The 14,143-nt window shown below is 72.8% G+C and carries 9 protein-coding genes; 1 reads left to right on the forward strand and 8 read right to left on the reverse strand.

The features are described 5' to 3' along the window. Positions 1-3: 3 nt before the first annotated feature. From BLW76_RS02720 to BLW76_RS02730, 3 genes are all read right to left on the reverse strand, one after another. Complete coding sequence (locus BLW76_RS02720; RefSeq protein ID WP_091304266.1) at positions 4-1,161, reverse strand: serine hydrolase domain-containing protein; 1,158 nt, start codon at positions 1,159-1,161, stop codon at positions 4-6. Between the two features lie 102 nt (positions 1,162-1,263). Continuing rightward, positions 1,264-2,031 carry a helical backbone metal receptor gene (locus BLW76_RS02725; RefSeq protein WP_091304267.1) on the reverse strand — a complete coding sequence of 256 codons (768 nt, stop codon included), beginning with the start codon at positions 2,029-2,031 and terminating at the stop codon, positions 1,264-1,266. Then, positions 2,028-3,434 (reverse strand): RNB domain-containing ribonuclease, encoded by a 1,407-nt coding sequence (locus BLW76_RS02730; RefSeq protein WP_091304268.1) that lies wholly within the window; start codon positions 3,432-3,434, stop codon positions 2,028-2,030. Before BLW76_RS02730 ends, BLW76_RS02725 begins: the two co-directional genes overlap by 4 nt. Before the next feature lie 129 nt (positions 3,435-3,563). On the opposite strand from BLW76_RS02730, the gene BLW76_RS02735 reads away from it, so the two are divergent. After that, entirely contained in the window at positions 3,564-4,508 is a 945-nt protein-coding gene (locus tag BLW76_RS02735; protein ID WP_091304269.1) for an ATP-binding protein, read from the forward strand. Here BLW76_RS02735 and BLW76_RS02740 read toward each other — a convergent pair. The 5 genes from BLW76_RS02740 to BLW76_RS02765 all read right to left on the reverse strand — a co-directional run bounded on the left by BLW76_RS02740 (position 4,505) and on the right by BLW76_RS02765 (position 14,143). Beyond that, positions 4,505-4,690 carry a hypothetical protein gene (locus BLW76_RS02740; protein ID WP_091304270.1) on the reverse strand — a complete coding sequence of 62 codons (186 nt, stop codon included), beginning with the start codon at positions 4,688-4,690 and terminating at the stop codon, positions 4,505-4,507. The two genes, BLW76_RS02735 and BLW76_RS02740, sit on opposite strands and share 4 nt — an antisense overlap. A 2,828-nt stretch (positions 4,691-7,518) precedes the next feature. After that, positions 7,519-8,520, reverse strand: a complete 1,002-nt coding sequence (locus BLW76_RS02750; protein WP_091304271.1) for a C40 family peptidase — start codon at positions 8,518-8,520, stop codon at positions 7,519-7,521. A gap of 2 nt (positions 8,521-8,522) precedes the next feature. Then, positions 8,523-9,125: a hypothetical protein gene (locus BLW76_RS02755; protein WP_091304272.1), complete on the reverse strand. Its 603-nt coding sequence runs from the start codon at positions 9,123-9,125 to the stop codon at positions 8,523-8,525. Between the two features lie 6 nt (positions 9,126-9,131). Then, positions 9,132-11,195: a hypothetical protein gene (locus BLW76_RS02760; protein WP_091304273.1), complete on the reverse strand. Its 2,064-nt coding sequence runs from the start codon at positions 11,193-11,195 to the stop codon at positions 9,132-9,134. Beyond that, positions 11,192-14,143, reverse strand: coding sequence for an ATP-binding protein (locus BLW76_RS02765; RefSeq protein WP_091304274.1), 2,952 nt, complete (start codon positions 14,141-14,143; stop codon positions 11,192-11,194). The genes BLW76_RS02760 and BLW76_RS02765 overlap by 4 nt, the downstream gene beginning before the upstream one ends.

Raw genomic sequence — 14,143 nt, forward strand, 5'->3', positions numbered from 1 at the left:
AGGTCATCGGCGTGCGGCCAGCGTCATCCCGGCCAGGACGATCTGCTGCGTGACGGGCGTCGGGTTGTCGCCGTTCTTGGCGTCGTTCGCGGTCACGCCGTAGACGAGCTGCCGCCGGCCGTCGCGCGTGCCGCCGAGGCCCGCGAGGTAGCCGTACCAGCCACCGCTCTTGCCCCAGACCTCGCCGACGCCCGGCAGCCGGTAGCGCTGCAGGCCGGCCCCGTAGCTCGCGGGCTTCCCGGAGACGTCCTTGACCGGCGGCACGGCGAACAGCTCCGGCTGGACCGACGGCGGCAGCAGCCGTCCGCCGAACAGCGCCGCGGTGAAGACGTCGAGGTCACGGGTCGTCGAGACGATGCTGCTGGAGGCCCAGCCGAACGACTGGTCCCAGCGCGTCACGTCCAGGACGGAGCCGTCGCTCATGATCTGGTAGCCGCGCACGTGCGGGCCGTGGAGCGCGGGGTCGTGCCCCGGCGCGGTGGTCCCGGTCAGGTGCAGCGGGCGCACGATCCGGTCCCGGACCTGGCTTTCGTAGCTGCGGCCGGTGACCTTCTCGACGAGCATCCCGGCGACGATGTACCCGATGTTGCGGTAGTGCTGCGCCGTGCCGGGCTCGAACTCCTTGCTCCCCTGGGCGAAGGCCGCCGCCACGTACTGCTCCGGCGTCCAGCGGTCGAAGCGGTGCGCCACGATGTACTCGATGCGGTCGTCTTCGAGGACGGGGCTCGGCAGGCCGTTGGTGTAGTCGAGCAGCTGCCGGACCGTCACCGCGGGGTACCCGGCGGGCAATAGGCCGGGCAGGTACTCCTGCACGGTGCCGTCCAGGGCGATCTTGTGCTCGGCGACCAGCTGCAGCACGACGACGGCGGTGAACACCTTGGTGACGCTGCCGATCCGGAACCGCGCGTCCGGGTGCACCGGCGTCCCGGTGCGGCGGTCGGCGACACCCGCGGTGCCGGTCCAGCAGCCGTCCGGGCCGGTGGCGCGGACCAGCGCCGCGTTGACGGCGTCGTTCGGCAGGCCCTTGATCGCCTGCTCGAGTGCGGTGGTGTCCAAGGGTTCCGGCGCCACGCAGGCGGGGCCGGGAGTGGCGGCGAACGCCGGGGTGGCGGTGCCCGCGAGGGTGACGGCGAGCAGGGCGGCGGCGATGTGCTTGATCATGTGAAGGCTCCTCGGTGGGTTCTTTCGGTGCCTTCGATCATGGTTTTTCCACGGCCGGAGCGGATCGCCGGTGAGAGCGATTCCGCGGCTCACTCTTGAGGACTAGTCCAGCGCTTCCGACAGGGCGGCGTGGGCGTCGACCAGCGAAGGTCCGTACCAGGTGAGGTGGCGGCCGGAGACCAGGACGTACCGCGCGTCCGGGAAGTGGTCCGGGCCGTCGTCCGCGGTGAACAGGTACGGCTCGTCCGGCAGCACCAGCAGGTCCGCGTCCGCCTTGAAATGCGCCCGCAGCTCCTCGAGGTCCGGACGCGGGTAGCGCTCCTCCGCCGTCGCGTACACGTTCGCCACGCCGACGCGGCGCAGGACGTCCCCGGCGAAGGTGTCTCGGCCCAGGACCACCCACGGCTTGCGCCACACCGGCACCACGGCGTGGAACCGCACCGGGCGGGTGTCGCGCCAGACCTCTTCCGCGGTGACCAGCCATTCCGGCTCGTCCAGCTCGTACGCCTGGGTCAGGATCCGCCGCAGCGAGCCCAGCGCCGCCGGGACGGTCGCCGCCGCGGCCATCACCCACACCGGGATCCCGTTGGCGCGCAGGCGTTCCACGTCGTCCTGGCGGTTCTCCTCGGAGTTGGCCAGCACGAGATCCGGCGCCAGGTCGAGGACGCGGTCCAGCTTCGGGTACTTCGACCCGCCCACCCGCGGAACGTCCACATCGGACGGATGCGTGCAGTAGTCCGTCGCGCCCGCCAGGCGTCCCGGCGCGCTCACCTCGACCGCTTCGGTCAGCGACGGCACGAGCGAGACCACCCGCGACGCCGGTCCGGACAGCGGCACCGGTTCCCCGAGATCGTCGACCAGGTACGTCATGCGCGTTCGAACGACACCTTCCGCTTTTCGACGTCGACCGCGGTCAGCCGGACCGCGATCCGCTCCCCCGCCGTCAGCCGCTCCCCCGCGCACTTCGCCATCACCGTCGGGTCCTCGACGAGGATCTCCGCCTTGTTCTCGTCCGCGCGCAGCACCACCGCGCTGAACTCGCCGCCGATGTGCTCCGCCAGCACCCACGCCTCGACCTGGTCGATGCACGCGCGCTCGACCTTCGCCGCGAGCGTGTCGGACGCCGTCATGCGGTCCGGGACGTCCGAGAGCGCCGCGCGCACCCACTCCGGGACCTCGCGGCCGGCCGAGACGGCGAGGCAGATCTCCGTCGCGAACCGGTCGACCAGCCGCCGGATCGGCGCCGTGACGTGGGCGTATGCGCCACCGATGCCCGCGTGCGTCGTCAACGCCGGCAGCTCGCCGTCGAACGCCGTGTAGCCCGCGCCGCGCAGGAGCCGTGTCGTGTCCGCGTAGAGCGCCATCGACGCCGGCTGCCCGGGGTCCAGTTTGGACAGGAACTCCGAGACGGTCGTTTCGGGCGCCCACGGGATGCCGAGCGCGTCGGCCGAGCGGCGCAGCCAGTCGACGGCCTCGGGTTCCGGGTCGGGCAGCGTGCGCAGGACGCCGATCCGCGCGTCGAGCATGATCCGCGCCGCGGCCATCCCGGTGAGCAGCGAGATTTCGGCGTTCCAGGCGTCGACGGCGGTGCGCGGGCGGCGGGCGAGCACCCAGCCGCCGTCCGGGTCGCCGGTGATCTCCTGCTCCGGCAGTTGCAGCTCGACGGCGCCGCGCCGGACGGCCAGCTCGCGCCGCCGCCGGCCCAGCTCGGGCAGCGCGGCCACCGACGGGTGCGGGTGGCCGGCGTCGAGCGCGGCCTGGACCGTCTCGTAGTCGAACTGCTCGGTGGACCGGACCAGCGCGCGGCGCACCCGGGTGGACGTCGGCTCGCCGGCTTCGTCGGTCTCGATGGTCCAGAGCACCGCGGGCCGGACCTCGCCGGGCAGCAGGCTCGCGGCGCCTTCGGACAGCACCGGCGGGTGCAGCGGGACGTTGCCGTCGGGCAGGTAGAGCGTCTGCCCGCGCTGCCGCGACTCGCGGTCGAGCGCGCCGCCGGGCGGGACGAAGGCGGCGAGGTCGGCGATGGCGTAGTGCACGCGGAAGCCGTGCGCTGTCTTCTCGACGACCATCGCCTGGTCGAGGTCCTTGGCGCCGGGCGGGTCGATGGTGACCAGCGGCAGGCCGGTCGCGTCCTCCCGCGGCCCGGCGCTGGCGAGGGGGTCGAGGACCGCCGCCTCCGCCTCGGCCAGCACCTCGGGCCCGAAGGACTCCGGCAGCGAAAACTCGGCACGCAGGGGGCCGAAGTCCCCGCCCGCCGAGTGTGTCCTGATCACGAGGGGAGGCACCCCCCAACCCTAACCCGGTTCCGGCCCGGAGATCGCCCGATCGGGCGCGGGCCGGTCGGGTGTACGTTGCGGGACAATAATGAAAACCGTCATCATTGCCAGAAGGGGACCCCGACCGTGAAGATCGCGTTCGTCGGCAAGGGCGGCAGCGGCAAGACCACGCTGTCGTCGCTGTTCGTGGCGTACCTCGCCGACGCCGGCCTGCCGGTGCTCGCCATCGACGCCGACATCAACCAGCACCTCGCGGTGGCGCTCGGCGCGACCGAGGAGGAAGCGCTTGCCTGGCCGACGCTGGGCGACAACATGGCGTTGATCAAGGACTACCTGCGCGGCGACAACCCGCGCATCCCGGACGCGGCGTCGATGATCAAGACGACCCCGCCCGGACGCGGCTCGCGGCTGGTCCGCCCGTTCGAGGACAACCCGGTCTTCGCGGCGTGCTTCCGGCAGCTGGGCGGCGTCCGGCTCGGCGTCACCGGGCAGTTCGACGAGGACGACCTCGGCGTCAAGTGCTACCACTCGAAGGTGGGAGCGGCGGAGCTGCTGCTGAACCACATGGTCGACGTCGACGGCGAGTACGTCGTGATGGACATGACGGCGGGCGCGGACGCGTTCGCGTCGGGGCTGTTCACGCGGTTCGACGTGACGTTCCTGGTGTGCGAGCCGACGGTGCGGAGTGTGGGCGTGTACCGCCAGTACGCGGACTACGCCCGCGACTTCGGCGTCCGGCTCGTGGTGGTGGGCAACAAGGTCACGGACGCGGAGGACGTCGAGTTCCTGCAGGACCAGGTCGGCTCGGCGTTGCTGGGCTGGCTTTCGGCGTCCGGGCACGTGCGGGCGGCGGAGCGCGGCACGGCCCGCCCGATCGCCGAGCTCGAGCCGGCCAACCTTTCGACGCTGGCCTCGATGCGCGCGGCGGTCGACGCGGAGCAGCGCGACTGGGCGCGCTACCAGCACCAGGCGGTCGAGTTCCACCTGCGCAACGCGGCGGCCTGGGCGGGCGCCGACCTCGCCGCGCAGGTGGACCCGGAGTTCGTGCTCAGCCCGCGGCTGACGGTCTAGTCGTCTTCTTCGGCATCGGCCCGCCGGGTGCGCTCCCGGGCGATCTCGAGAGCGCGCCGGGCGGTGGCCTCGTCGGGGTACGGGCCGAGCAGGTCGATCCCGCGGCTGCGTTCGAGGTGCTCGACCTGGTGGGTGCGGGTGTTGTAGTACCACCCCTGGTCCGGGTTCGGGTCTTTGGCCATGGTCCTAGGTTCGCACTCTCAGCGCTTGTACCGATAGGGGATCTCGGTCGGCTGCCCGGTGGGGCCGAAGTCCTGCGGTTCTTCGGGTTCTTTGTTTTCGGGGAACTCGTCGAACCAGCCGCGCGGAGTGCCGCGCGGCGGGGTTTCGGGTTCTTGCCGGGTGGGTTGCGGCAGGGGCGTGTCCCGCCCGGGGAAGACGGGCCGCGCATCCGGCGCCGGCGGGGGGACGGGCGGCATGGTCCCGGGCCCGGGGAAGACCGGGCGAGCCGGGGCGGCGTGCCGGGCGGGGAAGGGCTGAGGGGTTGATTCCGGGCCGGGGAAGACGGGCTTCCGGCTTGCCGGCGGGGTGGGGTTCTGGGTCGGGGCGCCGGTCTCCTGGTGCGGGCCGCTGCCGGGTGCGGGTGTGACGCCTGGCTGGGGGGCCGGGGTGCTGCCCGGTGCTGTGGGCGGGCCGGATGGCGCCGGGGAGCTGCCCGGCGCGGGTGCGACGGAGGCCGGGCTGGTGGCATGCGGTGCGGCCGGGCCGGCTGTCGCCGGAGTGCTGCCGGGTGCCGTAGCCGGGTCGGCTGTCGCCGGGGTGCTGCCGGGTGCTGTAGCCGGGGAGCTGCCCGGCGCGGGTATGACGCCTGGTTGGGGGGCCGGACCAGCGGCGGGCGGTGTGGCCGAGCCGGAGGTCGCCGGGGAGCTGCCCGGCGCGGGTGTGACGCCTGGCTGGGGGGCCGGACCAGCGGCGGGCGGTGTGGCCGAGCCGGGAATCCGCCCCGGCAGGGGGCTGATGCCTTGCGCGGGGTCTGGGCCAGTGGCGTGCGGTGTGGGCGAGCTGGGGATCTGCCCCGGCAGCGGTCCGGTGGCAGGCTGTGCGGCTGAGTTGGGGACCTGCGGGGGCTCCGGTGCCGGACCGGTGCCGTGCGCCGGAGCCGGGTCCTGGGCGACGCTCGGAACCGGCAGGTCGGCGGGACCCCAGGGCGGCCTGGGCAGGTGCGAGCCGACCATCGGGGGCTGCATCTCCGGAGCGGCAGGCCGGGAGGCATCTGCCGGGTGCTCGGGAGTGGCGTGTGCCCCGGCGGCCGGCTGAGTGTCGGCGGAAGCAGCGGCAGGCTGCGAGCCGGCTGCGGGCGCCCCGGCGGTCGGTTGCACGTCGGTTGGGGCAGCAGCGGGCAGCGATGCAACACCGTGCGGCTCGGGATCCGACTGCACGGCAGCCGCTGGCGAGCCGGCACCGGGCGCCGCCTGCTGCTCGGCAGGAGGCTGCGCCTCGGCCGACACAGCCGCAGGCTCCGACGCAACAACCTGCGATTCAGGACCCGACTGCACGCCAGCCGATGGCTGGGAACCAGCACTGGCTTCCGCCTGCGGCTCGGCGGCCGGCGGCACGTCGGCTGAGGGAGTTGCGGGGCGCGATGCAGCGCCATGCGGTTCGGCATCCGGGGACATCCCGGCCGAAGCGGCCGCAGGCTGCGGAACTGCGCCGGGTACCGCATGGGGCTCAGCCGCCGGCTGCACACCAGCCGCCACAGCCGGCGGCTGCGGCTGCGGCTGCGGCTGCGGCTGCGGCTGCGGCTGCGGAACGTCAGCTGCCACTTCCTGCGGCACCGTAGGCGGCCCCGCAAGAGAATCCGGCACCGGCGGAAGACCCGGCTCCGACGAAACCGGCACAGCCCCTTCCGCCCGGCCTGCTTCGCGCTCGCCAGAGGTCGCCACGACCTCCTCAGCTCGGTGCTCCTCCGGCGGCACCGTTTCGGCCACCGCGGGTTCACCCGCCTCCGGACGAGCACCATCCCCCAGTTCCGCTTCAGGGGATGCCGCCGCTTCATCCGATGCCGGCGCGATAGCGTCCGGCGCCGTCTCGGCCGCAGCGACCGGAGCCGGAGCCGGTGCCTCCAGGCGATCCGCGAACCCACCTGCCGCCTGCGCCGAACCGGTCTCAGGCTCCGGCCGGGCTACCGCCTCCGGCTGGACAGCCTCCGGTGCCGCATGGCGGGGGGCCTTCACCGGGCCCGGCAGGTCCGACTCGGCCGTCACCGCCCACTCCGGCTCCACCACGGCCGAAGACGGCGCCGAAGCCGACGGCACAGGCGGCGACACAGACGGCCCAGCCGGACTCGGACGGGTCCACACCTGCCGCTCCGGGGTTCCCGGTACCGGCTGCCCCGGCTGGGGCGGGTGCGGCACCGTCCGCCACACCGGGGCCGGGCCGATGTTCATCGGAGCCGGCGCCGGGGCCTGGCCGGACGGGGATGCCGCGGGGGGTGCCGGGCGGGCGGCCGGCTTCGGGATCGGGTCCAGGCACGACACCAGCACCGAGGTGTGCTCCGGGTCCGGCACCTTGCGGCCGCTTCGCTCGCGGTAGACCATCTCGCCGTCCGCGTCCATCTCCACCAGGTAGCCCGCCTCCGCGAGCTGCTCCTCGTCGAGGTCCGCGAGGTTCTCGTAGCGGGAGGGGACCACCCGGTAGATCGGCCACGCCAGCCCCGCGTTCTCCGCGTGGAACTGGGCCAGCAGCGCCGCCATCTGGTGCTGCCACGGCAGCGACATCCCCTCGGCCAGCGAACGCGGCAGCACCACGTACCCCGCGTCCACGCCCGGGTACCCCTGGCTCAGCTGGTCGGCCAGCGGGGTACTCGACACCGGACGCGCGCTCTGCCGGGGCGGCTGAGGCGCGCCGAACAGCGCCGCCGGGTCACGGGGCTCGCCCGCGCCGGACTTGCCCCTCCTGCCGAATTTGCGTCCCACGTGCCCATCCTCTGCCAGTCCGCGGCCACCTGCCCGTGGAAGCGCCGCGACGTCGGGTGAATCGGCCGATTCTGTCCACGCCCTCGCGACCCATGCTAAACGCCGGGGCGGACCGCCTGCGGCACGACTTCGGCCTCATCGAACGAGAAGTCCCGGATGTGGACCGGGACGCCCGTCTGCTGCGCCTCGACGATCTTGTTGTCGCCCAGGTACATCATCACGTGGTGAATGGACGTCGGATCCGAGGGATCCGTGGCGAGGAACAGCAGGTCACCGGGTTGTGCGTCGCGCACCGGGAGGTACGCGCCGGCGTGGTACTGGTCGCGCGAGACGCGCGGCAGGATGATGCCCGCCGACTCGTACGCGCGCAGCATCAGGCCCGAACAGTCGTACGCGTTCGGGCCCGTGGCGCCCCACACATACGGCTTCCCCTGCTCGCCCAGCGCGAAACTGATCGCCTGGCCGGCGGCCTGGCTGGGCGGCAGCAGCGCGCCGAGGCCGGTGCCGCAGGCGACGACGTCGGTGACCTGGCCGACCGTCTCCACCAGCGTCGCCGCCATCGGCTCCCACTTGTGGTAGCGGTCCGGGAAGCCCGAGCGCTCCACGGCCTGTGCCGCGTCGCCCGGCCGCTTGTTCTCCCAGTCCGGGACCGCGAGGAGCACGTCGTAGAACTTGTTGACCGCGTACGTCGGGTTGGTGACCTCGGCCACCGAACCCCAGCCCATCGACGGCCGCATCTGGAAGATGCCCTGGGAGTCGCGGTCGCCGTAGGTCAGGTTGTGCAGCCCGGACTCCGTCATCCCGGCCTGGATCGCGACCTGCCACGCGCGCGGCGCCAGGGACCGCTGCTTGCCGATCGAGATGATCAGCGCGACGATGCCGCGCTGCTCGTCGTCGAGCTTCGACGCGTCGATCGTGCCGCGGTCGCCCTGGCCGGGCTGGGTCGGCCCGACCGAGGCGTCGCAGCTCATCAGGTTGACGCCCCGGGCCTGCGCCTGCTGGTTGTCGATGACGACCTTCGCGGCGACCGCGGTCACGGCGAGCGCGCCGATCGCGAGGAACACGACCAGCCCCAGCCACAGCCCCAGGCGCCGCACGGTCAGCTCGCCTGGTCGTAGTCGGCGACCCGCCAGCCGGCGTTGGTGCTCACCACCGTGATGGCGAGCTTCGGCCCGTCGGTCGGGATCGTCAGCTGCACCGAGCTCGGGTACGCCGTGCCGACGACCGGCTCACCGGTGACCTTCGTCGCCGGGATGTTCGCCGGGTCGACGGAGTTCATCACCGGCAGGTACTCCTCGGTGGTGAACGGCTTGAGCTGCGCCAGCCACTGCTCGGACGTCATCCCGGCCGGGTGGTGCACCCAGGCCGCGGCCCACTCCTTGGCGACGCGGATCGCGTCGCCGTTCGGCGTGGTCGGCGTCGGGGTGGCCAGTGGCGTGGACAGCCGCGTCGGCAGGTTCGACGTCGGGACCGGCGCCGCGATGCCGGGCGCGGTCGACGTCGCCGACGTCGTCGTGCCCGGGGTGCCCGGGGACGCCTTGGCCTGCGGCTTGCCGATCACCTTCGGCAGCACGATGCCGAGCGCGGTGATGAGGATCGCCAGGAACACGAGCGCGCCGACGAGGTGGCGGGGCGAGCGCAGCGGCCAGCCCCACAGGCGCCGGTAGACCGCGGCGCGGCCGCGGTTGGTGCGGATCGGCATCGTCGGTCACCGCCCCAGCACTTGGTCGGTGTCGCGCGGCTCCTCGCGGACCTCGATGCCCCGCGACGGCCGGTACAGCACGAAGACCGGCTTGCCGGCGACGACCTCGGGGTCGACCCGGCGCGGCTGGGCGCGCACACCGGGGGTGCGCGGCGCGCTGTCGCTGAAGGTGGCCTCGGGCGGGCGCAGGTCGGACGGCACGACGACGGGCTCGGGCTCGTCGCTCCAGCGCCGGTCGGCCACCGGCGAGGTGTCGACGCGCCGGCTCTCCTCCCGCAGCGTCGGACGCCCGCCCGCCCCGACGACGACGTATTCGCCGCCGTCGCCGTTGGCCGGGTTGTACTGGCCGAACACGGGAGCGCCGGGCCGGCCGCCCGCGGGCAGCGCGCCCGCGGAACCGCCGGCGATGGCCCCGGGCCAGGCCCCCGACCACGCGGCGGCCGGGCGGGAGGCGCCGTTGTCGAGGCGCTGGGCGCTGGCGAAGATCGTGGCTTCCGGCCGGAAGCGGCCGCCGCCGGCGGTGGCGCCGAGCGGACCGCGCTGTTCGCCGTCGACGACGTCGTCGGTGTCACGCACGTTCTGCCAGAACTCGTCCTGCGGGGTGGGGCCGGTTCGGTTGCGCTTGAACCGCGAGAAGATCCCGCCCCCTGGCGACGGTACGGCGGCGCCGACCATGCTGACGGACATCTCGACCATCTGCCACAGCCGCCGCACCGGCCGCCCGACCATGAACAGCAGCACGGTGATGAGCCCGGCGAGGACCATCTGCGTGAGCATGTTCAGCGAGTTGCCGGCGTCGAAGATGGCCTGCAGGAGAAGCGCGTGCACCCCGGCCAGGACCGACAGCACGACGAGGTTGAAGGCAACCCCGCCGGCGACCTTGAGCACGCGGCGCAGGATCTCCGGGTGCAGGAGCGCGACGAGGCCGATGAGCGGCGCGGTGAGGGCGAAGAGGCGGATGAGGACCTGGGCGAGCAGGACACTCGCCTTGGCCAGGAGCTGGAAGAGCGAGTAGACGAGCGCCTGGCCGAGGGAGAGGAAGCCCGCACCGGTGCGGCCGCCGGCCTCGCCGGTGAAGTAGCCGGTGGCCGGGCCGAGCTTGGTGGAGATGTCCTTGTAGGCGTTCTTCTTGGCGTCGATGACGGCCTGGTTGCCGTCGTCGCCGTTGCGCAGCTGCGCCCACGTGAACGCCTGCGCGTCCAGCAGCGGACGCCCGAACTGCTCCGCCTGCGGCGCGGTCGGCGAACCGAACTCCCCGCGGATCCAGTTCTTGTAGACGATCTCGTTGTGCAGGTTCGTCGGCAGCACGTGCCGGACGACGCGGTTGTCGGCGTCGTCGACGAAGCCGGCCTGGATGTTCGTCGTGGTCTGGACGATCGCCTTGTCGATCGGGTCGAAGTACCGCAGCATCGCCAGCGACGACGCGGCGAGCCAGACGCCCGCCATGGCGTACAGCGCCCGTTTGCTGACCGCGGCGAGGTCACCGCGCCAGATGTTGCGGAACATCATGATCGACAGGATCAGCGCGACCAGGCCGAACAGCTGGGCGTAGATGTTGTTGTAGACCTTCTCGGCGCCGGACTTCACCGCGTTGTAGAGCGGGTTGAGCAGACCGCCCTCGAGCACGGTGTAGTGCAGCGAGTTCGTCGCGCCGACGATGTTCTTGCCCAGGTTGAACAGCTGGTTGCCGCCCCAGGTGTCGAGCGTCGAGCCCGGTGGCGTCAGGCTGATGCCGGAACAGTTGGTCTCGAAGGTGTTCCAGACGAACCCGGCGTAGCTGTAGTCGACGTACGGGCTGCCCGCCTCGCCGTGGCCTTCGGCGGGGTCGATCGCGCCGACCATGCCCGCACCGGGGCGTTCCGGGTTCGGCGCCTCACCGCACTGCGCGGCGCTCGCCGCCGGCGCCGTGGCGATCGCCTGCAGGCCGAGGACGAGCATGACCGCGAACATCGTCGCCTTGCGCCCCGGCGTGCGCCGCCCCGGCCGCGGACCTTCCTTGATCCGCCGCTTGAGCGAGTGCCACCCCGCGGCCAACGTCAGCAGGGCCGCCAGCGTCAGCACGGTGTTCATGCGGCGTCCCGGCCGGTGCCGCCCTTTCCACCTGTGCGGGCGTGTTGCTGCCCGCCCGACGGCTGGACTCCGCCCTCGACTTCCCCGGTCTCGGATGCCAACGGGTCCGGTGACCCCAGCAGGTTCTCGTCGGCCAGGCCGACTTCCAGTTCCGCCGCCAGCTCGAAGTCCTGCTCCAGCTCGATGTCGTCCTCCGGGGGCACGGGAACGTACGGCTTCTTCTCCTCCGCCGGCAGGGCCAGCTCGTTGCCCGGGCGGCGGGTAGGCGCCGCGTCCTTCGAACCCGGTGTCGTGTCCATGACCGCCCGCAGGTGGTCCAGGTGCGGGCCCGAGAAGTCGACGCGGATGCGCTCGACGCCTCCGGCGCCGTCGCCGAAGATGAACTGGCGGGGCTCGATGTCGCGTTCCAGGCCGCGCTGCTGGGAGCCCGGACGGCGGCCCAGCGCCGCCACGACCTGCTCGTAGCCCACCCCGACCGGGACCTTCAGCAGCCGCAGGGCGTCGGCCTGGGCGTCGTCGTCGTCGAGACGGCCGACGAACACCGAGTCCAGCAACGCCACGAAACCCTGGATCTTCAGGAAGTCCGCCGGGATCTGGGACGACAGCAGGACGCGGACGTTCCACTTGCGCGAGTCACGCGCGAAGCGGTTCATCAGCACGCGGCCGGTCGGGACCTCGGACAGGAAGAACGCCTCGTCGATCCAGACGCCCTTGCGCAGCTCCTTCGGCTTCTCGTACACCGACCGCTGGGTCAGCCACGCCGCCAGGTTCAGCATCTCGACGCCGAGGGACTCCGCGTCCGTCCAGTACTCGCGCGGGACGCCGTCCTTCGGCAGGGTCAGCCCGGCCATCGTCAGGACCGTCAGCCGGTCGTCGCGGGTCTCCGAGTACGGGTCCGCGTCGGACTCCGGGATGAGCAGCGCCATCCGCTCGCGCATCTCGTCGAGGAAGTCCGCGACGACGACCGCGTGCTCGTGGTGTTCCGACGAATCCCGGCGCAGGGCATCGATTACCTGGCCGGGGTCGGCGTCGAAGCGGCCGCCGACGGCGCGGACCGCGCGCAGCAGCACGATCCGGGTCTGGGCCATCCGCGAGACCTCGTACGGCAGGACACCCGTCAGGACATCCAGCACGAGCCGGCGCCGGGTCGCGCCCGCGAGGGCCTTCTCGCGACGCCAGGAGCGCTCGGGGTCGTCCTCGTCCATGAAGTGCTCGATCAGCGGCTCGGCGACCACCCGGTACGGGTTCAGGATCCCCGGCTGGGCGTTGAGCAGGTTGATCGGCCGCGCGTACGGCCGCAGCTCCGGCAGGTCGCACAGCCGCGACAGCGGGCCGGACGGGTCGAGGATCGTCCAGTTCGCCCCCGCGCGCAGCGTCTTGTAGACGATGCCGCCGCCGAGGAACGACTTACCACCACCCAGGCCCGCCACCATGGCCGTCAGGCCGGAACCGTCGCGGATCTCCTGGGCCATCCAGGGGTCCCAGGCCACCGGGCGGCGGGTTGCCGTGCACGTCTCGCCGAGCAGGATGCCGCGGCGGTCGCCGACCTCCGCGGTCGCCGTCGGGACCGCCGAGGACGCCCAGACCACCGAGCCGCGGCGCATGTACGCCGCCGAGGCCAGCGGCTCGCCCGGGATGAACTCCCGGGCCATCGCGTACTGCGCCTCCGGGTGCTCGATGGCGATCTTCGGCTTGTACAGGTCGAGCAGCTGCTGGGCCAGGCGCAGCGCGTCGCGCTCGGTCGGGCCGGACACCGCGAGCCGCCACCAGGAGCGGACGCGGGTGGCCAGCGCGGTGAAGCCCGACGTCATCTCGTCGTCGATCTCCAGTACCCGGCCGGCCTGCCGGGACAGCGACTGCGGCGGCTCGAGCTCGTGCTCGTCGGTGTAGTGCTTGACCTGCGAGCGCACCTTGTTCATCTGGCGCTGCAGCTCGCCGGCCACCTCTTCGGGGCGCCGGACGTAGATGCGCGCGGACACCTCGACCGCGGCGGGCAGCCGGTCGGCGTGCTGGATCCACGGGTCGTCGACCTCGGGGATCTGCAGGCCGTGCATCTGGCCCACGGTGAGGATCGCCAGGTGCCGCGAGACGCCGGCGTTGGAGCCGGTGCGGCCGCGGACGGTGACCGTCGGCGCGTACGGCTCGGCGTAGTAGTCGGCGGCGTCGGTGAAGCTGGCCAGGTCCTCCGGCTCCCAGGCCGCGCCCGGCACGGCGGGCATGTTCCGCGGCGCCGGCAGGCCCAGCGAGCAGGACCGGTGCATCAGCCAGGACATCTCCTCGGCGTGCACCGGACGGCCTTCCAGCCCGGCGCTGCCGATGACCTGGTCGAGGTGCTCGACCTCGGAGTCCAGCGCGGTCAGCTCGGCGTCGACGGCCTCGGGCAGGATCTTCCGCAGCACCGGCGCAGCCCGCTCGACCGCGCGGTCGACCATCCGCCGGGTCTGCACCTGGACACCGAGGTAGACCTCTTTTTCGGCCATCGAGCGGCCCATCAGCTGCTGCTGCTCGCCGATCAGGTAGTCGTCGAAGGACAGCGCGCCCGGGACGTCGGCCGGGCGGCCGTGCGCGTTGTAGACGTGCGCCTCGGCCCACATCCGGATCGGGTACGGCCGGTTCGTCACGCGCAGGTGCAGCCAGCGGCCCTGCAGCTCGGCGTACTGGCCGGCGATGGCCGCGATCAGGTCGCGCCGCTGCGAGTCCGAGCGGAACGACCAGCGCTGCGGCGCCAGCCGGTACCAGGCGTAGACCTCGACGCCGGTGCGGACCAGGTGCCCGTCGATGCTTCGCACCGCGATCGACGGGGTATACGCGGGAATCGCCGCCTCGCCGGGCAGGCGTGCCTTGTTCCCCGAGCCGTTCCGCGAAGCGCGGACCTGCTCGGGCGGTTGCCATGCGCCCGAGTGCGTGTCCCGACCCCGTTTTCCTCGGCTACCGCCGCGACCGAACAA

Source organism: Amycolatopsis tolypomycina (assembly GCF_900105945.1).
GTDB classification, from domain to species: Bacteria; Actinomycetota; Actinomycetes; order Mycobacteriales; family Pseudonocardiaceae; genus Amycolatopsis; species Amycolatopsis tolypomycina.